This is a genomic window from Rhodococcus sp. NPDC059968, assembly GCF_042738615.1.
Taxonomy (GTDB): domain Bacteria; phylum Actinomycetota; class Actinomycetes; order Mycobacteriales; family Mycobacteriaceae; genus Rhodococcus_F.
The window spans coordinates 52,167-71,996 of the sequence record NZ_JBHWUE010000020.1 but is presented as its reverse complement, the minus strand read 5'-3'; the positions used below and the strand labels follow the sequence as shown (position 1 = coordinate 71,996).

The 19,830-nt window shown below is 61.1% G+C and carries 17 protein-coding genes; 16 read left to right on the top strand and 1 reads right to left on the bottom strand.

All coding sequences use genetic code 11. From position 1 onward, the window contains the following. Positions 1-153: 153 nt before the first annotated feature. Both ACFWAY_RS18465 and ACFWAY_RS18460 read left to right on the top strand, forming a co-directional pair. On the top strand, positions 154-912 hold the full coding sequence (locus tag ACFWAY_RS18465; protein WP_378511578.1) for an SDR family NAD(P)-dependent oxidoreductase: 759 nt from the start codon (positions 154-156) through the stop codon (positions 910-912). Between the two features lie 110 nt (positions 913-1,022). Continuing rightward, positions 1,023-1,760 (top strand): SDR family oxidoreductase, encoded by a 738-nt coding sequence (locus ACFWAY_RS18460; protein ID WP_378511577.1) that lies wholly within the window; start codon positions 1,023-1,025, stop codon positions 1,758-1,760. Positions 1,761-2,428: 668 nt separating this feature from the next. On the opposite strand, the gene ACFWAY_RS18455 is transcribed toward ACFWAY_RS18460, so the two are convergent. Next, positions 2,429-3,796 (bottom strand): MFS transporter, encoded by a 1,368-nt coding sequence (locus ACFWAY_RS18455; RefSeq protein ID WP_378511576.1) that lies wholly within the window; start codon positions 3,794-3,796, stop codon positions 2,429-2,431. A 1,127-nt stretch (positions 3,797-4,923) separates the two neighbouring features. On the opposite strand from ACFWAY_RS18455, the gene ACFWAY_RS18450 reads away from it, so the two are divergent. The 14 genes from ACFWAY_RS18450 to ACFWAY_RS18385 all read left to right on the top strand — a co-directional run bounded on the left by ACFWAY_RS18450 (position 4,924) and on the right by ACFWAY_RS18385 (position 19,663). Beyond that, the gene (locus ACFWAY_RS18450) at positions 4,924-5,130 is read left to right on the top strand and encodes a ferredoxin (protein WP_378511575.1); all 207 of its coding nucleotides are present in this window, start codon (positions 4,924-4,926) and stop codon (positions 5,128-5,130) included. Continuing rightward, complete coding sequence (locus ACFWAY_RS18445) at positions 5,111-6,298, top strand: NAD(P)/FAD-dependent oxidoreductase (protein WP_378511574.1); 1,188 nt, start codon at positions 5,111-5,113, stop codon at positions 6,296-6,298. The genes ACFWAY_RS18450 and ACFWAY_RS18445 overlap by 20 nt, the downstream gene beginning before the upstream one ends. 74 nt (positions 6,299-6,372) lie before the next feature. Beyond that, complete coding sequence (locus tag ACFWAY_RS18440) at positions 6,373-6,906, top strand: nuclear transport factor 2 family protein (RefSeq protein ID WP_378511573.1); 534 nt, start codon at positions 6,373-6,375, stop codon at positions 6,904-6,906. Between the two features lie 86 nt (positions 6,907-6,992). Continuing rightward, positions 6,993-7,574 (top strand): nuclear transport factor 2 family protein, encoded by a 582-nt coding sequence (locus tag ACFWAY_RS18435; protein ID WP_378511572.1) that lies wholly within the window; start codon positions 6,993-6,995, stop codon positions 7,572-7,574. Positions 7,575-7,576: 2 nt separating this feature from the next. Further along, positions 7,577-8,428 (top strand): cyclase family protein, encoded by an 852-nt coding sequence (locus tag ACFWAY_RS18430; protein ID WP_378511571.1) that lies wholly within the window; start codon positions 7,577-7,579, stop codon positions 8,426-8,428. 70 nt (positions 8,429-8,498) lie between these two features. Continuing rightward, on the top strand, positions 8,499-9,659 hold the full coding sequence (locus tag ACFWAY_RS18425; RefSeq protein ID WP_378511570.1) for an acyl-CoA dehydrogenase family protein: 1,161 nt from the start codon (positions 8,499-8,501) through the stop codon (positions 9,657-9,659). Between the two features lie 209 nt (positions 9,660-9,868). Then, positions 9,869-11,038 (top strand): acyclic terpene utilization AtuA family protein, encoded by a 1,170-nt coding sequence (locus ACFWAY_RS18420; protein ID WP_378511569.1) that lies wholly within the window; start codon positions 9,869-9,871, stop codon positions 11,036-11,038. Beyond that, positions 11,035-12,495 carry a DUF4387 family protein gene (locus tag ACFWAY_RS18415; protein ID WP_378511568.1) on the top strand — a complete coding sequence of 487 codons (1,461 nt, stop codon included), beginning with the start codon at positions 11,035-11,037 and terminating at the stop codon, positions 12,493-12,495. The genes ACFWAY_RS18420 and ACFWAY_RS18415 overlap by 4 nt, the downstream gene beginning before the upstream one ends. A gap of 13 nt (positions 12,496-12,508) precedes the next feature. Further along, complete coding sequence (locus ACFWAY_RS18410; protein WP_378511567.1) at positions 12,509-12,844, top strand: hypothetical protein; 336 nt, start codon at positions 12,509-12,511, stop codon at positions 12,842-12,844. 332 nt (positions 12,845-13,176) lie between these two features. Continuing rightward, positions 13,177-14,517 (top strand): flavin-containing monooxygenase, encoded by a 1,341-nt coding sequence (locus ACFWAY_RS18405; RefSeq protein ID WP_378511566.1) that lies wholly within the window; start codon positions 13,177-13,179, stop codon positions 14,515-14,517. A 480-nt stretch (positions 14,518-14,997) separates the two neighbouring features. Next, the gene (locus ACFWAY_RS18400; RefSeq protein ID WP_378511565.1) at positions 14,998-16,473 is read left to right on the top strand and encodes a 3-oxoacid CoA-transferase subunit B; all 1,476 of its coding nucleotides are present in this window, start codon (positions 14,998-15,000) and stop codon (positions 16,471-16,473) included. Between the two features lie 105 nt (positions 16,474-16,578). Continuing rightward, positions 16,579-17,187 carry a carboxymuconolactone decarboxylase family protein gene (locus tag ACFWAY_RS18395; RefSeq protein ID WP_378511564.1) on the top strand — a complete coding sequence of 203 codons (609 nt, stop codon included), beginning with the start codon at positions 16,579-16,581 and terminating at the stop codon, positions 17,185-17,187. Between the two features lie 10 nt (positions 17,188-17,197). Next, a complete protein-coding gene (locus ACFWAY_RS18390) occupies positions 17,198-18,037 on the top strand; it encodes a glucose 1-dehydrogenase (protein ID WP_378511563.1) in 840 nt (279 codons plus the stop codon). A 57-nt stretch (positions 18,038-18,094) separates the two neighbouring features. Then, the gene (locus ACFWAY_RS18385) at positions 18,095-19,663 is read left to right on the top strand and encodes a GMC family oxidoreductase (protein ID WP_378511623.1); all 1,569 of its coding nucleotides are present in this window, start codon (positions 18,095-18,097) and stop codon (positions 19,661-19,663) included. Positions 19,664-19,830 lie beyond the last annotated feature (167 nt).

Sequence of the window (19,830 nt, the reverse complement as noted above, 5' to 3'; positions counted from 1 at the left end):
CGTCTCATTCCCTCGTACATTTCCTGATCGTAGCTCAACACTTGCCAAGCGGAGACGTCTCCGTTAAAGTTTCCAGTTAGCGGAGAGGTCTCCGCTTCTACTGAATCGGCCACGGCCCGCACATAGCAAGGGCCGGAATGAATAGAGGACTTCATGTTGGGAATGGAAGGCAAAGTTGCCGTTGTCACGGGCGGTACGCAGGGGATCGGATTGGCGATCGCCAAGGAGTTTGTCGAACAGGGCGCCAAAGTTGTAATCACGGGTCGCGAACAGCCCTCGATCGATGAAGCGGTCGCGGAGATCGGGTCGGCTGGCTCGGGAATCAGGGCGGACGTCTCGAGCCTCGAGGACATGGACGCGATGTACCAAGAAGTAATGGTCAGGCATGGACGTCTGGATGCAGTCGTGGCCAACGCTGCCATCGGGGCACACGCTCCTCTCGGCTCCATCACGGTGGACCAGTTCGACCGGACCTTCGATACCAATGTCAAGGGCGTTCTCTTTACAGTTCAGCAGGCGTTGCCGTTGATGCGAGATGGCGGAACGATTGTCATCGTTGGGTCGACAGCATCGATTCAGCCTCCGCGCGGAATGGGCCTCTATGGTGGGGCCAAGGCCGCCGTGCGAGCGTTCGTACGAAGCTGGATTCAAGACATCAAGGGCTCAGGTGTCCGGCTCAACGTCCTCAGTCCTGGGGCAGTGGACACCCCTTCTCTGCGAAGCGCTCTCGCAATGGCTATTGGACCAGATCAGGTCCCCGGCGCAGTGAAGGAGATGGGAGAAGGTAACCCGACTGGGCGGATCGCACAGCCCCGGGAGATCGCACAAGCTGTGTCCTTCCTCTCGAGCGACGTCTCTAGCTTCATTACCGGCGTCGAACTTTTTGCCGACGGCGGAATGGCGCAGGTGTAACGCACTGCCGCAATATGAGCCAATTTGAGGTTGTGAAGATGCCCCGGCGCGACTCGCCGGTGCTGCACACCGGTCGACTCCAAGTAGGAGCGACCAGAAAGGAGAATTGCATGTCGGAGATTGAAGGCAAGGTTGTCGTAATCACGGGTGCCAGCAGCGGAATTGGCAAGGCAACAGCGCTTCTGCTTGCTGAGCGCGGCGCTAAAATTGTGCTTGGGGCACGCAGTGAGGATCGTCTGGAGGCGCTGGCGGCCCGCATCACGGACGCGGGAGGGGAAGCGGTCTATGCTCCCACGGATGTGCGGCGGCGCGAGGACCTTTCGAACCTGGTGACGCTTGCATGCGAGCGCTTCGGCCAGCTCGATGTACTCGTCAACAATGCCGGCATCGGACCGATTTCCCCTCTCGACGACCTGCGTGTCGAGGATTGGGAAGCGATGATCGACGTCAACATCAAGGGCGTCCTGTACGGTATCGCCGCTGCTCTGCCGATCTTCCGGGAGCAGGGTTTCGGACAGTTCGTCAACACCTCTTCCGTAGCGGCGCACCAGACCACGCCGAACATGGCAGTCTATTCCGGCACGAAGATGGCCGTGGGTGCAATCTCCGAAGGCCTGCGTCAGGAAGCGGGTGACAAGCTGCGCGTGACGATCATCTCTCCGGGCTTCACTCAGACGCCCTTTATCGAATCAGTACCGAATGAGGAGGTGAAGGCGCAGCTCGTCAAGTCCCGCGAGGCATTCGGAATGCCGCCCGAGGCGATCGCCCGTTCCATCGTGTTCGCGATCGAGCAGCCAGCTGGTGTCGATGTAGGTGAGATTGTCGTCCGTCCAACGGCGCAGGGATGAGTTTCGCCGCGGCTGGCGGGGCTGGTGTGGTCTGAGGTGACAGGACTTGTCGCCTGTTATCGGATCAATTGTCCTGTGCGCGTCGCGGGTAGACGGCAGCAAGTTCCCGCACGATTGCGGGGTCGCATCTGACACTCGGTACCACTTGCCACAGGCGGTCCACGAAGCGTGATCGTGACATTCCGAACCGGACGAAGATTTCTGAAGTCGGCGCACCGCCGTATGGTGCCCACGTTCGCGCAAAGGCAACGACGTCGTCTGTGTCCTTGTCGCGGGAAAGCGCTTGCTTCGTGTCTTGCAACCGAGCGGCGGCTTTTCGTCGGTGACGCCAGCGCCGGTAATGGCGAACCGTGTCGTCGACGTTCTCAGTCGGGCGGGAGACAGGCGGGAGGCCCCCGACTCCGGGTGCCGGCCTATGGCCCTGTCTGGCGTCCTCGTTCATTGCAACCACTGTTCCTACAATCGGATCCCGTTGTTGTGAAGGGCTGATCAACACCTGGAAGCCGATCCGATTCGTTCGAATGTGTTTGTAGCGCTGACTATTTGGAAAATCAGGATGCGAAGGAGATGTCGGACGTACCGCGCAAAGGACAATCTCTTGGCTACAGACTGCGGAAGCTGAGTGAGGGCCGTGACGCTCGAGGCACGGCCCTCACCAGCACTCAGACCTACTCCGGGGAGATGGTCTCGAGAGAACGCCGTGTCGTGCGCGGCCCAAATCTGAATGCACCGAGCCCCACGAGCACGAGGCCGATACCGAGGATGAGGTAGAGCAACGTGGCTCCCATGTGGGCGTACATGGCAGCAACAAGGATCCCCGATGCGATGCCGGCGATTCGGGCAAAGCCGTTAACCGTACCTGCCCCGACTCCGCGCACTTCGGTCGGGAATACCTCGGGGATGTAGGTGTAGAAGGTTGTCGAGTTGGCTGAGAGCGCGAACTGAGCGACGAACCCGGCGATAATCATGACTGAATGGTCGGTCGCGAAACCGAAGGTGACGAGTGCTGCGCCACCGATCAATCCTTCGACCAGGAGAGCGGTCTTGCGTTCGATGCGATCAGCCACTAAGAAGATGATTGGTCCGGCGGTGATAGATCCGAGAGTGATAATGCTGGCCATGCTGAGAGCTTCGGTTTTTGTCATCCCGCGGCCGACGAGAACCGTTGGCATCCAGGAGACGAAGCCGTAAAGGCAGAAAATTAGGCCGGCGAAGGTGAGTCCCAGGACAGTAACTCGCTGCAGGTACTGGGGCTTGAACAGTTCTCGGAAGGAACCCTGTTTCACGACGGGCGATTCCGGCTGGATCGGGGCGAGCTCCCCTCGGCGCAGAGCTTTCGCTTCGAGCCTCTCGACGACCGTGGCGGCTTGTGCTTCACGTCCTTTGAGCGCGAGCCATCTCACGGTCTCAGGAAGTCCGACGGCGACGGCGACGGCGATGAAGACACCAACTGTGCCTAGCGCGAACACCCATCTCCAGGCACCTACCCCCGTCGGTGCGATGGCGAGCGCCGTAAACGAGGCAATTGGTGAGGCAATGAATCCGAAGGAAGTCATGACGGCGAAGAACCGCCCCCGGGATAGGCGTGGGAACATTTCGCTGACGTAGACCATGATGACGCCGGTTGCGGCCTGGACCCCGATGCCGGTCAGAATCCGACTGAGCAGCAGAATTTCAAAGTTCGGTGCCAATGCGGACATTAGGGATGTTGCGGAGTAGAAGACCGATCCCCAGATCAACACGGGCTTGCGGCCGACTCGGTCGGACAGACGTCCGCCGCCGATGGCGCCGATCATCATCCCGACGAACACCGCGGAGCTCACGAGACCCACGCTTTCGATCGAGAGATTCCATTCGGATCTGATCGATGGTGCGAGATAGCTGAAGACGGTGTTGTCGAACGTCTCGATGAGGTAGCCCATGCCCAGGATCAGGATCCAGAAGATGTGCGTCGGAGTGGTGGGGAGTCGGTCTAGTCGAGCAGTTGGGCTGCCAATTAACCGAGTGCTGTTGATGTCGGTCTCTGGGGAAGTCACTAGGCACCATCCTTTGGGCAGGCTTCGGGGGTTGAGGTTTCGGAAAAGGAACGCGATGAGGTTGTGGGATCGGCTCGTTCAACTGGTCGGCTATGGCGCTTCAAGTGGCGGCTTTCCGCGTGGTGCCATTCGGTAGTGCGACGGCCGTAGAAGACTGCAACGATTCGCGATCTGGGAGGAACACAAGGAGTCGAGACACGACCCGCTGTGGCGATTCGCTCATACCCGGAACGCGCGTGTCCAAGCGAAAGATGTTGATGAACAGCGTGATTACTGACTTTCGTAGTGACCGTCATGCGCGACTGCTCTCTGAACCGGCAATGAGCCGCTGTAAAAGGATGGTGCTGCGAGGGCGTTGACGGCTATCAAACTAGATCGAATGTAAAATGTCTAGATCCGCCCCAGCGAGATTCTCGCTCCGGCTCGCGTGGGAGTCCGATTGTCGCTGCCGTGCGTCAGCAAACCCGAGTGGGCCGGTATGCCAAGAAACCTGACGAATAGCCTGTTCAAGCGCATTTGTTGGCGCCGCTTGAGCAGGAAGTCTCGCCGCCCCGCTGAAAACCCAGCTCGCTCAGTATTTCCCGTTGCCACTTCCTTGTGGTTGCTGGGCTTGGTTTCGGGTACGTGACGATGGAGCGAACAAGACGGGATGTCAGCCGAGGGATCGGATGTGGTTCTTGCCAGTGGGCGCCCGCCGGGTTACCCGTCGCGTCTCCGCCTCCGAGACAATTCGCGGCGAACAGTGGCTGGCGCCGTGGGGGTCATCGCGTTCAATCTCGGCCGCGCCGCCACCGTCATGCCCAGGCAGTACAGGTGCCGACGGACGGACCAGGGCGCTGTTTTCCAGCCGTGCGGGGTCTGTGAACAGCCCATCGATCGTGCCCCAACGGGCCTCGCAGGTGAGGTAACGCGCGATCACGCTCCGTCCGAGCCGGCCCTTGTGGGGGCTTGCGCTCCACATGCAAAGGGGCAATACTGCTAATTCAGATACCGTTTTAGAGAGTCTGGGTGGAAGCTCGTTCGGCCGTTGGATCGGCGGGCGATTCCGTCTCGGCCTGGCCCTATGGCTCTGGCTGTGCTGGCTACCAGACTTCTGCAGCCGTAGCTCGGCAAGACAAGGAGCGACAATGAAGGTGCACCTCTACCAGGAGCGATGCGTAAGTTCAGGGCAGTGTGTCTCTGCTGCACCGGACGTTTTCGATCAGCGCGATGACGACGGTGTCGCCTTCCTGCTCACGGACAGCCCGTCGCTGGACATGGCAAGCGGCGTCCGTCAGGCAGCCAGGGTGTGCCCGGCGCTTGCCATCACGGTCGATGAATCCAGTGCTGATTGACAACCAAGTGGGGCCGGACAACCTCGTCGTAGTCGGTGCGTCAGTTGCTGGATTTACTGCAGCGCAGACGCTGAGACTCGAAGGCTACCGCGGTAAACTCACGATCATCGGCGCGGAAGTTCGACGCCCGTATGAGCGCCCGCCATTGTCCAAGCAAGTCTTGCGTGGGGACTGGGCCCCCGAAAGAGTTTCTCTGCCAGGTGATGTCGATGCCAATTGGCTTCTCGGCGTTTCCGCCACCGCACTGGACATCGGATGCCGCAAGCTGAGACTTTCAGACGGGTCGATGTTGGCCTACGGCGGGCTGGTGATCGCAACCGGACTTACGCCGCGTCGGTTGCCGTTCGGTGGAGAATTGTCCGGCATCCATGTGCTTCGATCTCTCGAAGACAGCTTGGCGCTGCGGCAGGACCTTCTGACCAGCGCACGTTTGGTGGTCATTGGCGCCGGATTCCTCGGGGCGGAGGTGGCCGCGACAGCGCGGAAGATGGGGTTGGACGTTGCCCTGGTTGACGCGCTGGAGTTTCCGCTGGTCAGGCAGTGCGGAGAAATTGTGGGGCGTCGGGTGCTGCAGTTACACGAAGAGCATGGTGTGCAGGTCATAACCGGCACCGGAGTGACAGCGTTCGGGAGCGCGAACGGGCGGGTCACAGAAGTCGTTTTGACTGATGGCCGCACCCTTGCCGCCGACACGGTACTTGTGGCGATCGGGAGCGACCCAGCTATCGGCTGGCTGTCGGGCAGCGGGCTGTCGATGTCCAACGGCATCGATTGCGATTCGAGTTGTCGCGCGGCGCCCGACATAGTGGCGGCCGGTGACGTTGCGAACTGGGTCTTTCCCGGACTGAACACCCGGGTTCGTGTGGAGCATCGCATGAATGCCGCCGAACACGGCATCGCCGCCGCCAAGGCACTTCTCGGTAGCGATGAGCCGTTTGCCCCTGTTCCGTATGCCTGGACCGATCAGTACGACGCACGAATACAGATTGCCGGCACCGTGGCGCCGGACGCAGTATTCCGCGTCGCGGTTGGAAGCTTGGATGACAGATTCGTCGGCGAGTATGCCGCAAACGGGTGTGTTACCGCAGTTCTTGGCTGGAACGCGGCGCGTGACTTTACGCAGCGCCGCCGCCGAATCGGGCAGACCGCAGGCGCGGACCTGCTATAGGCCGAGAACCGGAGATCGAGGAAAGCAGCATCGTTCTATGTGAGCCCTAGGCTCTTTCAGCGAATAGGAACCCGATGACCAACCCACATCTCGATACGGCTGCGTTCTATGCCGAGGTACGTCAGCTTGCATTCCGCTACGCCCTAGCAGTGGACAGTCGCGACTTGGTTTGCGTAGCGAGCCTATTCAGCAGAGAGAGTGACTTCAGCCGGTGGGGTGAGGGCTCGGAGGGTTGCATGGCTTTCTTTCGCGGCGTGTGGGAGAAGTTCGGTCCGAGTGTTCATACTGTAACCAATCATGTGATCGATCGGATCGATGACACTCATGCTGTCGGTACTGTCTACTGCCGTGCCGAACAGCAGCAGCATGATAAGTCCTGGCGCACATATCAACTCGCCTACTTTGACCGTTACACTATCGAGGACGGCGACTGGCGTTTTCTCAGTCGCAAGAGTTACTTCTGGTATGTCGACATTGACGGCGAGCGTCACGTCGGTCATCCAGAACCCAGGCCGATCCTTCCCGATGCATGGGGTACCTGGCACGAGTTCTGGAATACCGATCGGGAACACCATGAGCAACTGCCGAGTTCTGGCAGCCAGTCGTAAATTGCTGGCGAGAACGGCTGTCTAAAAAGCGTGTTCAAGTCCCTGTTTTAGAATCACTGGAGGCAACTAGCGTGATCGCACCGGAGATGGCTCGCGCTGACGTAGCCGCGCAGATCGAACAACTCGCATGCAGGTACGCACTGGCCATCGACTCGCGTGATCTGGAGACTGTCGTCGAGCTCTTCAGCGAGAATGCCGACTTCTGCAGGCACGGCGCCGGAGCCCGTGGATGTACATCGTTCTTCCGTGAATTCGGGAGCACATTCGGGTCGAGCGTGCACTCAGTGAGCAATCACATTATCGAGTGCAAGAGCGAAACCTCTGCGTCCGGGATTGTCTATTGCCGCGCCGAACGGTGTGATTTCGGCGGCACATGGGTCACACACCAACTCGCCTACTGCGACGAGTACGTCCTCGAGCGTGGATCGTGGCGTTTCCGATCGCGTGAGATCCGCTGTTTCTTCATCGAAGACGGAACACAGTGTCGAATCATGAATGTCGACAGCCCACGGACGCTGCCGGAATCGTGGGGAACCTGGGACAGTTTCTGGTCGGCCCGCGCGGCGTATCCCGGGAGTCAAGATGCTGACGGAAGCGCACCCATTGACGGCGCACCGCGCCGCGCCGAGCCCGTCATGTCGCCCAGTTCCGACCAGGCGAAGGTGTAACCATGGCGGCGCAACGGAGTTGGGGCAGCGATGATCAGCTGGGCGCACTGAATTTGAGTACGCCGGAGACTGTCCTGCGGGCTTTGGCAACACCGCGGACGGGACGCGTGTTCAGTATCGCGCACAAGGTTGGCCGGGAAGCCCCCGTGCAGGATCGCAAGCATCCGACGTGGCACACAACGACCGTCCGCGAGGCCAAGTCGGGCTGTGTCGCGGCCGATGACCTGCTGATTATGCATAGCCACTCGGGCACGCATATCGACGCGTTGTCACATTATTGGCGTGGCGACACTTTGTACAACGGCTGGCCATCCGGCGCAATTACCAGTGAGGGAGCGCCGCATCTGTCGATCGATCGAGTCAGTGGTTTCGTCTTGCGCTGCTTGCTTCTCGATCTATCGGTTGTTTGCCCAACAGGCAAAGCGGGTCACGGCTTCGAGATCACGCTCGACCACATCGAGGAAGCTGTGGCACGTACGGGCAGCAGGATTGAAGCGGGTGACGCCATCCTGCTTCGCACCGGCTGGGTTGCCCAGTACGCCGTCGACAAGGCGACGTACAACTGGGGCGAACCAGGCATCGGTATCGATGTGGCGGAATTTCTCGCTGAACAGGGCGTCGTTCTCATCGGCGCGGACAACTGGGGAGTCGAGGCAGTCCCACCGGCCACGACGGGGGAGGGCCTGATCGTGCATCGAGCCATGCTGAACCGGTTTGGCGTCTATTTGTTGGAAAACCTTGAACTCGAGGAGCTAGCCACGGATGCCGGTCCTGGCGCCTATCTATTGGTAGTGGCCCCGCTTCGTATTCGAGGCGGCGTCGGCAGTCCGGTCAACCCGCTCGTCATGACCTGAATTCGCTGCCGGTGCGCTGCCCTCGCTGAGCCGGTCGCTTGTGTTGATCGACGCATCCGTAGGAGATGAAATGGATTACGTACTATCCGAGGAGCAACGTGCTCTGCAGACGACCACACGTGCGATCTTGGAATCCGAAGGAGGAACCGGACCCGCCCGTCGCGTAGCAGAAGCGCCATCCGACTCCTTTGACGAGTTCGACGGTCGGCTCCTGCGCGCGGCGTCGACGGCGGGGTGGTTGGGGCTTGGAATCGCAGAAGAGCGGGGTGGAAGTGGTGGCTCGACGATCGAACAGCTGCTCGTTGCAATTGAGCTCGGTCGCACCGTGGCGCCACTATCGCTGTTCGGATGTGCACTGACTGCCGAATTTCTGGCCCGCGTCGATAAGCGGAATTCGGATCTTCTGACGGGGATTGCCGACGGAAGTGTTCGCCCGAGCTGGGCGTTGACGGAGAAATCCCGGCCCTGGCAGGCCGAGGAGGTCGCGCTGCGGGGGACATCGAACAATGGCGGGCTGCGTCTGAACGGCAGCAAGTGCTACGCCGTGGACGCCGACTCGGGGACGATGCTGCTCGTGACCGCACGGACGGAGCACGCAGATCTAGTGGTTGCTGCGGTCGATGTCGATGCTGCGGGTGTACACATCGAGCGGCAACAGACGCTGGATCTGTCCAGACACCTGTGCCGTGTCGACTTCGACGACTGTCTTGTTGGCGCCGAGGCAATATTGGCCACCGGGTCGGAAGCGGAGTGGTTAACCGGTAGAGTGCTCCGACTCGGTGCGCTTCTTGCGGCAGCCGAAAGTCTAGGTGTGGCAGAGCGTCTGCTTGAGCTGACCGTGTCCTACGCGAAGGAGCGCGTGCAGTTCGGTCAGCCAATCGGAAGCCTTCAAGCTATCAAGCACAAGTGCGCCGACCTGAGGATCCGACTCGAAGGAGCTCGGACACTGCTGTACGTGGCGGCGATGCACCACGATCGCGACACGCCCTCCGCCGCGCGGTATGTGCATATGGCCAAGGCGAACACGAACGATGCAGCGGTCGAGATCGCGGGCGAGGCGCTGCAGATCCACGGTGGAATCGGCATGACATGGGAGCACGATCTGCATCTGTTTCTCCGGCGAGCACGGGTCAACGCCGTGTTGTTCGGAACCACGGGCGAACACCGCAGGGCGGCATTGGCCTGCGCTCTGCACGATCGAGCAGTCGTTGCTGTAGGAGCCCAACGATGACTGAGTTCACGGCAGGCGACGCGGAAGTCCGACTGCTCGCAAACTGTGCCGTCGGACTGGGATTCTCTTACCGCGGGTTTCGGCAAGGGCTCGAGCATCAACCGCATGCTATCGGGTGTGACGCCGGCTCCGCCGACTACGGGCCGGCGTTCCTCGGAAGCGGGCGTGACCCGAAGTCGCGCGTCGCTGTCGAACGAGACCTATCAATCATGCTGGAAGGCGCCCACGAGTTGGGGATTCCACTGATCCTCGGTTCATGCGGCGGGGCCGGCGGGCTGGCACACGTGGCCGGCTACCAGACGATCATCCGCGAGATCGCAAAGCGGCGCGGAATTCGCTTCACTGCCGCGATCGTCAACGCGTCCCAGAGCCCCGACTCGATTCGTGCCGCGGTGGACGACGGCAGAGTTCGCCCACTCGGTCCCAGGCCGCCGCTCGACAAGGCCGCGATCGAGGCGAGCACCGAGATCGTGGCGATGATGGGTGCTGGCCCGGTGCAACAGGCGCTGGCTCAGGGCGCTGACGTTGTCCTCGCCGGGCGTTGCGCCGATGCTGCGATCTTTGCCGGACCGGCCCTGCACCGAGGAGCCACACCGTCGCCCACCTGGCATGCGGCGAAAGCGATTGACAAGGGCTATCTGGCGACTGCCGACCCCGCCCAAGGATCGCCGGTGCTCGCAACGATCAAACACGATCACTTCATCATCGAGCCGACCAAGCCAGGCGTGCGCTGCACCACTGAAAGTGTCGCCAAACAGACTCTGTATGAGAACCCGAACCCGTTTCGGATCAGCCTTCCCGAAGGCGACATCTGTCTCGACAAGGCCGAGTACGAGCAGTTGGATGAGAGGCGTGTCCGGGTGACGGGTAGCCGTTTCGAAGTAGCGGCCGCCCCAACTGTCAAGTTGGAAGGCGCGCGGCAGTTGGGCTTTCGAGCCGTACTCGTCGCTGGCCTCAGGGATCCTCGGATACTCGAAGAACTCGACGCCTTCGTCGAGGAGTTTCGCGCGAACCTTCAGCGGTCGGCGGCAAGCCTGGGCATCGAGCCGAACGCGTGGTCAGTGCGGTTTCGCTGCTACGGCAGGGACGCGGTCCTCGGCGATCTCGAACCCCATCGCTCGCGGATTCCGCATGAGGTCGGGTTGGTTGTCGATGTCATTGCCCAGACGCAGGACATCGCCACCGCGCTCGCCACCCGAGCGGGTCCAGCGGGCTCGAAGGCCACTTTCAACGACCGGCTGGGCGGCGGAGGCAACTTTGCGTACCCCTTCTCGCCCAACGTCCTCGTCGGCGGCGCTGTTTATGAGTGGAGTCTGTGGCACCTACTCGAAGTCGAGGATCCGGCGTCGCCCTTCAGCATCGAACTGTTCGAGGTATGACAATGCAAACCCTTCGAGATGTAGCCAAGGCAGTCAAGAGCGCGAATGCCGGTGCCTCCTGGTTGACGTTGGACATCGTGATGCGCGACGCCGATTCCTACCAGCAGCTTGTCGACGCCGAGGTGATAACGCCGAAGCTTGTCAGCGAGCTCTTCCAGGTCGGCGTCGAGGACGTGCAGCTTTTCGAGTGCCCGCAGATCCTGACTCTGAAGTTGACCCTGCCGCGGCAAGGTAGTGGAGGCGCCGAGGAAACAGACTTCGACGGCGTTCAATACTTTGTACCGCTGTTAGATGTTGCTGTACCGCAAGGTAAGTCATCGCAGGCGTCGAATGGTGGCCCCATCAACGACGAGTCGATCGGTAGCCTGCAGCAGTGGCTGCATGTCGCCCGCCCAGTCAAGGGGTGGAACTCCGTCGTGACACCGGACGCAGTCCGACACTTCGCGCAGGGGATCGGTGACGACAACCCGATGTGGTGGGACGAGGCATACGCACGGACTGGGCCGCCGGGGCGACACACGGCACCGCCGACCTTCCTCTATAGCTGCAGCAACGGGTCTGGAGGATCGGACAACAGCTCTCGCATGCATCCTGCTGAGAGCTGGCTCCCGGGCAGTCAGTCGGTCTGGCTGTCCGATCGGTGGGAATTCTTCCGTCCTACCTATGTCGGTGAACCGGTGTTCGCAGCCGAGGAGCTAGTTGACGTCAGCGAACGTGAGAGTTCTCGATACGGCCGGATGGTGACGGTCGTCGACCGCACCATGTATCGGGGTGCGGACGGAGACATCATTGCCCAGTGCGACAAGACCATGCTGCGCAGGCGCCGCATCCCCAGCCCTCCGTCTGACATTCCCGTCCGGACGTTGGAAGCTGAGGATGTTGTAGCTATAACCAACCACTATCTCAGCGAGGCAGTCGACACCCGGCGCGGAAGGACCCCCCGTACTATTCGGGACGTCAGCGTGGGGGACCGCCTGCCGGTGCTCCTCAAAGGGCCGCTGACTATTACCAACATCGTCGGTTGGATGCTCGGTTGGGGTTCGCCAATGGCGTCGACAAATCGGATGCTGAGCAACTATCTGCACAGCCGTCCCGGCGCAGCTATAACGCATCCTGCTGGGCTATGGCCCGACACGATCGAGGCCACTCACTGGGACCGCGATCTGGCCCCGGTCGCTGGTTTCTCGCAGCCGTACGACTTCGGCGCGCAACGAATCTCCTGGGCGGCCCACTTGTTAACCGACTGGTGCGGGGACAGTGGGTTCGTCCGCGAACTCGACGCCCGATTGCGCCGGCCAAATGTGCTCGGAGACGTCACATCATTTACTGGCGTCATCACGGACGTCGATTCCTCGAGCCTGATCGTCACATGTGAAGTTACGGCCACTAACCAACGTGACGAAATCACTTTGACAGCAACGGCAAAGATCCAGTTGCCGTCCGGTTCCGACGCCTAGAAGGGCTCCATGAATGACCACAATCAGGAACGCTCTGGTCGTGTTTTCCAACGCCGTAGACGGGCAGGCCGACGAGCTGACCGCGTGGTACGACGATGTCCACCTTCCCGAAATAGTCGAACTGGAGGGTTTCACCAGGGCAACGAGGATGCAGTTGGAACCGTTCGACGCCGGCGGGAAGGCGCCATGGCAGTTCATGGTGATCTACGAGGTTGCAGGCGGCCGCCTCGAGGAAGCCAAGGCCGCGCTGGCGAGAATGCGAGCTGAACGTAAGGTACCGATAAGTCCGTCGCTGGCGCCGGGCTCGCGCGGATACTGGTACAGCGTTCAGGCAATACACGAGTCATGAGACTGCCGAAATGGGCAAGCACGCCTGCGGTAACCGTCAGTGGAGAATCTTCCCGACCGCCCTCGTCGATCCCGGCAACACGCAGTGGAGGCACGCCTTGTGCGATTCCATCTCGGGCGGGCGACCGCGCGTTCCAACGTTACGGCAGCATGCGCCTGTCAGGCTGAGAACTGAAGCCCATTGCGGGCAATTGAGATATAGGTATACTTCTATTATAGGCCGCCTATCCCCAGGCGGGACGATGAGGTATCGAGTTGGTGTGGACACTCGATTTCCATCGGTCGAATTCGCTTCGTAATCGAACAGGTAAGCGCAGAAGGCAGGGACCACAGTTGAGGCATTCAGGCAATGGACGCGTCGCCATTATCGGAGCCGGCGTTTCGGGCATCGCCGCCCTGCGGCAATGTCGACAGGGCGGGATCGATGCGATAGCGCTGGAAGCTACTGACGTCCTAGGCGGGCTTTGGGTTTACAGCGATGAGCCGGGCCGCACCACGGCCTACAAGAGCCTGCACGCGAAAGGAACGCGGGTTACCTTCCCGTATCCGGACATGCCCATGTCCGCCGATACCGACCTCTTCCCGAGCTGGGCCGACATCGTCAAATATCTGAACGAGTATGTCGACCGCCACGACCTCAGAGAGTCGATCCGCTTCAACAGCAAGGTGGAGCGGGTGACGCCGAACTCCACTGGGTGGCAGGTTCAGCTCACCTCCGGCGATGTGGAGGAGTTCAGTGCGATTATCGTCGCGACTGGCCACCTAAACGACCCGCGTTGGCCCGAGCCCTGTCCAGGTGTCTTCAATGGTGAGCAGATCCATTCGCACTCGTTCCAGAACAACCTCAGCGAGGCGGGCAAGCGCACCCTCATCGTCGGAGCCGGTAACTCCGCAATCGATATCGCATCAGACATCTCGTGGGTTACCGACCAGACATTCTTATCCACGAGACGTGGCTTCCACCTGTTTCCGGAGACCCTGTTCGGCCGTCCGCGAATGAACGTCATGGACAGGCCATTGCAGCGACTCCCTCGGCCAATTCGCCAGTGGGCCGTTGCGAAACTGCTCAGGATGGTTACGGGCGGTAACGAAAAGTATGGCATCCCACAGCCGTCGCACGGCGTGCTGCAGGCCCGAGCCACAGTGAGCGACGTACTGCTTACCCGCATCAACCACGGGCACGTCAAGGTCAAGCCAGGCATCGAACGCTTCGACGGCGACTACGTCTGCTTCGTCGACGGCACCCGCGAGAAGGTCGACAGGATCATCTGGGCCACCGGGTATCGCGTCACACACACGTTTCTGGACGAAGTGGCCCTGCCCGCCGATGATCAGTACGTGCCTCTGTACCTTGAGATCTTCCCTCCGGATGTCCAAGGGTTGTACTTCATCGGTTTGCTCCAACCGGTCGGTGCGACACCCCCTGTGGTGTTCGCGCAGGCAGAAATCGTTGCAGCGCATTTACGCGGAGAGTACAAGGTGCCGCGCAAGGAACGTATGTACGAGGCGATCAATGCGGATGCCGCAGAGCGCCGAAAGACATTTATCGACAGCCCTCGCCACGCTATCGAGGTAGAGGTCAAGGGGTACCTGAATCGACTCAGTCAGGAACTCGGCAACGCCGACGGGAAATCTTCGCGGCGCGCCAAGGTTAAGACGCACAGTTGGTCATGATGACTAGTGAAGACGGTGGAATGGCGTGCAGCACAACGCGAAGCGCACTCATCGCCGGAGCATCGCGCGAGATTGGACTCGGCATCGCACGCCATCTCGCCCCCCATGGGTGGTCCTTGATGCTCTTAGGCCCGGTGACTGATCCAACTGGAGGAGATCCAGGGCGAGTTCAGAGCCCTGGGCGGTCGGGTCCGGCAGCGGTGACACACTTGTCCTCGGAACCGGGTGGGTTTCCTGCTCCCATCGCGGGGCACTCACAAGCATCCGGGGTCAGGGTTGCCCGCCTACCGCGTATCGAAGGCAGCATTGATCTCTCCAGCGCGGTAGATCCCCGTCGAGGTAATGATCAGCGGTCAGGATGTCGTCCGTGTAGTCGACATGTTGCTCAGCTGGTCGCGCAACGCAGTACTGCCACACCTCGTCGTCAACCTGTGGGCGCTGGGACCTTAAGCGCGTGACTAACTTGAAGGGTTGCTCAGCATGGACAAAGTGGTCCGTTCGGCGGCTGAGGCCGTCGCCGGCATAGACGACGGGTCGAGCCTCGCGGTAGGCGGCTTCGGGCTATGCGGAATTCCGAGTGCGCTCATAGCAGCGGTGCTCGATGGCGGTCTCACCGATCTGGACATCGTATCCAACAACTGCGGAGTCGACGACTGGGGACTCGGCCTATTGCTCAATGCGAAGCGGATTGCTCGCATCACGGCGTCATACGTGGGTGAGAACAAGGAGTTCGAGCGGCAATACTTGCGTGGGGGACTCGAGGTGCATCTAGTGCCGCAAGGAACCTTGGCCGAAAAGCTTCGCGCGGGAGGAGTAGGAATTCCCGCGTTCTACACGTCCACTGGGGTCGGGAGTCAGGTTGCTGAGGGAGGGTTGCCGTGGCTGCACGCCGAGAGCGGTGACGTGCTTCGGTGCAGCCCACCCAAAGAGGTTCGCGAGCTGCCATTGAACGGCTCGAAACGACCGTTTGTGCTCGAGGAAGCTATCACCTGCCAGTTCGGACTTGTACGCGCATGGAAGGGCGATCGTCATGGCAATCTCATGTTCCACAAGTCAGCTCGCAACTTCAATCCCTTGGTCGCAATGGCCGCGAACTTCACGATCGCTGAGGTGGAGGAGCTTGTAGAGCCGGGTGAGATCGATCCCGACCACGTTCACCTTCCAGGCATTTACGTCCATCGTGTGCTGCCGTTGACACCGCAGCAAACAGAAGACAAGCGGATCGAGAAGCTGACGGTTCGACCGCGGTTCCCGGCGGCGCTGGTTACGGTCGACGACAGCCCAGCTCCGGTGGACTCGCCTGGGCGTGGCCTCGACCGCGGCCAAATCGCCGCTCGCGCAGCAGCCGAACTGTCCGACGGTGACTACGTCAACCTCGGCATCGGGGTGCCTACCCTGGTGCCGGGCTACGTACCCGACGATGTTGAGTTGGTTCTGCACTCGGAAAACGGTGTGCTGGGCACAGGCGATTATCCGTACGAAGGCGAGGAGGACCCGGACCTCGTCAACGCCGGCAAGGCCACGGTCACCCTTCGGTCCGGATCTTCCGTCTTCGACTCAGCTACCAGCTTTGGCATGATCCGGGGCGGAAAGATCGACGTCGCAATCCTGGGCGCGATGCAGGTCTCGGAGTCCGGCGACATCGCGAACTGGATGATCCCAGGCAAGATGGTCAAGGGGATGGGCGGAGCGATGGACCTCGTAGCCGGTGCGAAAAAGGTCATCGTAGTCATGGATCATGTCGCCAAGGACGGCTCCTTCAAGATCGTCAATTCCTGCAGCCTGCCGATTACCGGCCGGGGTGTCGTCCAGCGCATCATCACGGACCTGTGCGTCATGGATGTCACCGACAACGGACTGCAGTTGGTGGAATTGGTGCCCGGAGTCACGGTCGAGGAGATACGGGCGAAGACCGAGCCGAACTTCACCATTGCCCTCGATGCGAGACCCGAATGAATAGCGCATCGTGCAAAGGTCCATCGGTACCGATCACGGTCCGGTCGGCGGAGAAACCACCTTTCAGCCGGCATACGGCGCCTGCAGCAGATAGGAGTCGACATCGTGGCACGTGTCCCTAAAGTCCTCGGTCCACGGACCGTCGAGGAAGAGCGGTGTTTCGAGGCGGCCAATGAACTTCCTGCGATTCTCGACCTCTGGATGGCGAACAGCCCTGAGTTAGTCGAGGCGCACAGTGCAGTACGGAAGTACCTCGCCACCCGACTGCCGATGCCGCATTCGTTCCGGGAACTCGCCAACGTCGTGATCGCCGTCGAGATGGGCTCGTCAGCGCTGCTCCATCGCCATGGGAGGACCGCAGTACACCAATCTGAGGCCCGGCAGGAGGCGATCGACGCCGTCCGCGCGCAGCGATACGACCGCTTGACGGACGAGGAGCGCGTATACGCACAGTTCGTTCGAGAGGTCGTGCATGGTGCGGTGGCTGACGAGTCCCTCGACGCGCTACGCGAACGAATCGGTGACCGCGGTGTCGTGGAGTACACGTTTCTCATCACCACCAATATTGCCTGGGTGCGGTTCGCGCAGGCACTGGGAATCGAGTCCGACGATCGTGAAGGATTGCTGGACGAGTACTTCCAGGCTATTGAGGCACGTCAGCCGCTGTTCGGCACGCGAGTGCAGAAATCAAATCCCGAGCAGTACCAGGAATGAGGTAAGCAGGATGATGACGGCAGATAAGTCCACGACCGCCGGCGCGAACGGGCGTCTCACCGGTCGGGTCGCCATTGTGACAGGCGGCGGCGCGGGCATTGGCTACGCCATTGCGGCCAGATTGGCCGCAGAAGGAGCGCGCGTCGTCATCGCCGAACGAGACGAGCAGTATGGCAAGTCGGCGGCGGCCGCACTAGGAGTAGAATTCACGAAGACTGATGTGCGTCACAGGGATTCGATCGACGAGGCGATCAGTTTCACGCTCTCGCGGTTCGGGCAGCTCGACATCCTTGTCAACAATGCGGGCGTGACGCGCTTTCTCGACTTCCTCGACATCACGGAGGGTGACTGGGACCTGATTCAGGCGGTCAACGCTCGCGGTGTGTTCTTCTTCATGCAGGCCGCCGCCCGCGTGATGGCAGAGAAGGGTCAGGGCGGGGCGATCATCAACATCGCGTCGATCGCGGGAAAGGGCTATGGGTCGACATCGAGCGCCGCGTACGCCGCGTCTAAGGCCGCCGTCATTGCTTTGACCCGTATTGGGGCAGTCCAGCTTGCGTCGGACGGGATCAGAGTCAATGCAATCTGTCCGGGGATCACGGTCACTCACAACCTGCTGGGCGACGAGTCTGGCAACGAGACGGATGTGACGCCGGTATCCAAGGCGTGGTCGGGGGCGGAGACCGATGAAGGTCGGGCGCGGTTCCGGGCCCTGGTGCAGACGATCCCGCTCGGACGGCCGAGCCGGCCCGAAGATATGGGCAGCCTCGCCGCCTTTCTGGCAAGCGACGAGAGCGCTTCCATCACCGGCCAGTCCTTGAACGTTGACGGCGGACTGGTCTTCGACTGACTGCGCCTTCGTCGCCACAGAAATGCGCGGCCCTTGGATGTGTGAAAAGCCTTGGACGTGTACGCGATACAGATCGTGATGCACAGCCGCCAAAATACATATGGATTCGGAGTGCTTGCGATGGCAAATGCTGATTACCTGATTGTCGGAGCCGGGTCGGCCGGAGCGGTGCTGGCGGGTCGACTAAGCGCGGACCCAAACGTTGAGGTGCTCTTACTCGAAGCCGGACGTGATTACCGGTCGAAAGAGACACCACCCGAATTCCGGCCACGGAACTTGTCGAACGAGCGGTCTATCAACAATCCGGACTTCTACTGGCGGGAGCTAACCGCACAGCGTAATCGCTACCAGCAGGAATTCGCCTACGTCCGCGGCAAGGGTCTCGGTGGGACGTCGACGATCAATGGGTTGTGCGCGATCCGGGGCATCCCGGAGGACTTCGATCGCTGGGCTGAACTCGGCGCGACGGGGTGGTCATGGCGGGACGTAATGCCCGCATTCAATCAGCTGGAGGCCGATGCGCAGTTCGGCGACTCTGCCTACCACGGCAGCGACGGCCCGATCCCGATTTACAGAGAGTCCGAAGCCGGCTGGGGCATTATGGATGACGCACTCCGTGACGCAGCACTCGATGCGGGTTTCCCGTGGTGCGAGGACCATAACGCGCCTGGTACCACCGGCGTCTCGCCCTTCGCGATGAACATCAAGGACGGTGAACGAGTCTCGACCAACGACGCCTACATAGACCCTATCCGCGACGACCGGCCGAACCTGCGCATCATCGGAAACGCCGAGGTGGATCGACTCGAGTTTTCAGGCAATCGAGTCAGCGGTGTGAGGTGTACGGACGGTCGCATTTTCAGCATCCACACCGACGGCACGGTGATCCTGAGCGCCGGCGCGATCGGCTCACCTTCGATCATGCTCCGTTCCGGTATTGGGCCGGAGGACCAACTGTCGTCGATGAACATCGCGCCGAAGTCGGTTCTGCCGGTCGGAATGGGCTTGCAGGATCACGCGCTAGTGACTTGTGTGGTGCCGACGGTCGAGTCCTTCGGGCGCCGCGCAGTGGGTGATCGCCCATTCAACTGCATTCTGCGATATTCGTCAGGTCTGCCGGGCAGCGGCGAAAACGACATGCTCGTTATGGCATTGAACCAGAACTACTGGTTGAACCAGGCAAACGCCGGCGTAGCGATCATCTTGAACCAGTGTTCCTCGCGGGGTCGTTTGACACTTGCCTCCACCGACCCGACGGCCGCTCCTGTGATCGAGATGGACTTGCTCGAGGACCAGCTCGACTACGCCAGGCTCGTCGACGCCACCGAGGTTGTCCGTGACTTGCTGTCGCGTAAGCCATACCGGGACGTCGCGAGTGGACCGGCTGTCATTCCCGCCGCCAACGATATCCGTCACGTCGTGCGCGACGGTATGCACATGTCGGGCACGGCCCGGATGGGCGCGCCGGACGACCCGCGGTCAGTCGTCGACCCCGACTGTCGAGTTCTGGGGATCGACGGCCTACGTGTCGTCGACACGTCGATCATGCCTGAGATCACGCGGGCCAACCCAAATCTGACCGCCATCATGCTCGGCGAACATATCGCCGCACGGCTCAATAGGTGAATGGCCGTCGATAATCCGTCGGCCCGATTGGATGCCGCAACGCCTGGCCGAGGCGCCCAGGACGGCTGTGCCGCCTGACTCCGCCGTCGCCTGCTGGATGAATTCTGACGGATACCGAACGGCCGAAGTTCGCCTGGAGATCCTAGTTGCTGCCGGGGTGGCGAGCG

Excerpts from the sequence above, each read along its gene's own strand:
- ACFWAY_RS18415 (WP_378511568.1), top strand. The coding sequence starts at position 11,035 with ATGACAATGCAAACCCTTCGAGATGTAGCCAAGGCAGTCAAGAGCGCG.
- ACFWAY_RS18420 (WP_378511569.1), top strand. The coding sequence starts at position 9,869 with ATGCTGGAAGGCGCCCACGAGTTGGGGATTCCACTGATCCTCGGTTCA.
- ACFWAY_RS18445 (WP_378511574.1), top strand. The coding sequence starts at position 5,111 with ATGAATCCAGTGCTGATTGACAACCAAGTGGGGCCGGACAACCTCGTC.
- ACFWAY_RS18460 (WP_378511577.1), top strand. The coding sequence starts at position 1,023 with ATGTCGGAGATTGAAGGCAAGGTTGTCGTAATCACGGGTGCCAGCAGC.
- ACFWAY_RS18430 (WP_378511571.1), top strand. The coding sequence starts at position 7,577 with ATGGCGGCGCAACGGAGTTGGGGCAGCGATGATCAGCTGGGCGCACTG.
- ACFWAY_RS18465 (WP_378511578.1), top strand. The coding sequence starts at position 154 with ATGTTGGGAATGGAAGGCAAAGTTGCCGTTGTCACGGGCGGTACGCAG.
- ACFWAY_RS18435 (WP_378511572.1), top strand. The coding sequence starts at position 6,993 with ATGGCTCGCGCTGACGTAGCCGCGCAGATCGAACAACTCGCATGCAGG.
- ACFWAY_RS18425 (WP_378511570.1), top strand. The coding sequence starts at position 8,499 with ATGGATTACGTACTATCCGAGGAGCAACGTGCTCTGCAGACGACCACA.
- ACFWAY_RS18390 (WP_378511563.1), top strand. The coding sequence starts at position 17,198 with ATGATGACGGCAGATAAGTCCACGACCGCCGGCGCGAACGGGCGTCTC.
- ACFWAY_RS18410 (WP_378511567.1), top strand. The coding sequence starts at position 12,509 with ATGACCACAATCAGGAACGCTCTGGTCGTGTTTTCCAACGCCGTAGAC.
- ACFWAY_RS18450 (WP_378511575.1), top strand. The coding sequence starts at position 4,924 with ATGAAGGTGCACCTCTACCAGGAGCGATGCGTAAGTTCAGGGCAGTGT.
- ACFWAY_RS18440 (WP_378511573.1), top strand. The coding sequence starts at position 6,373 with ATGACCAACCCACATCTCGATACGGCTGCGTTCTATGCCGAGGTACGT.
- ACFWAY_RS18400 (WP_378511565.1), top strand. The coding sequence starts at position 14,998 with ATGGACAAAGTGGTCCGTTCGGCGGCTGAGGCCGTCGCCGGCATAGAC.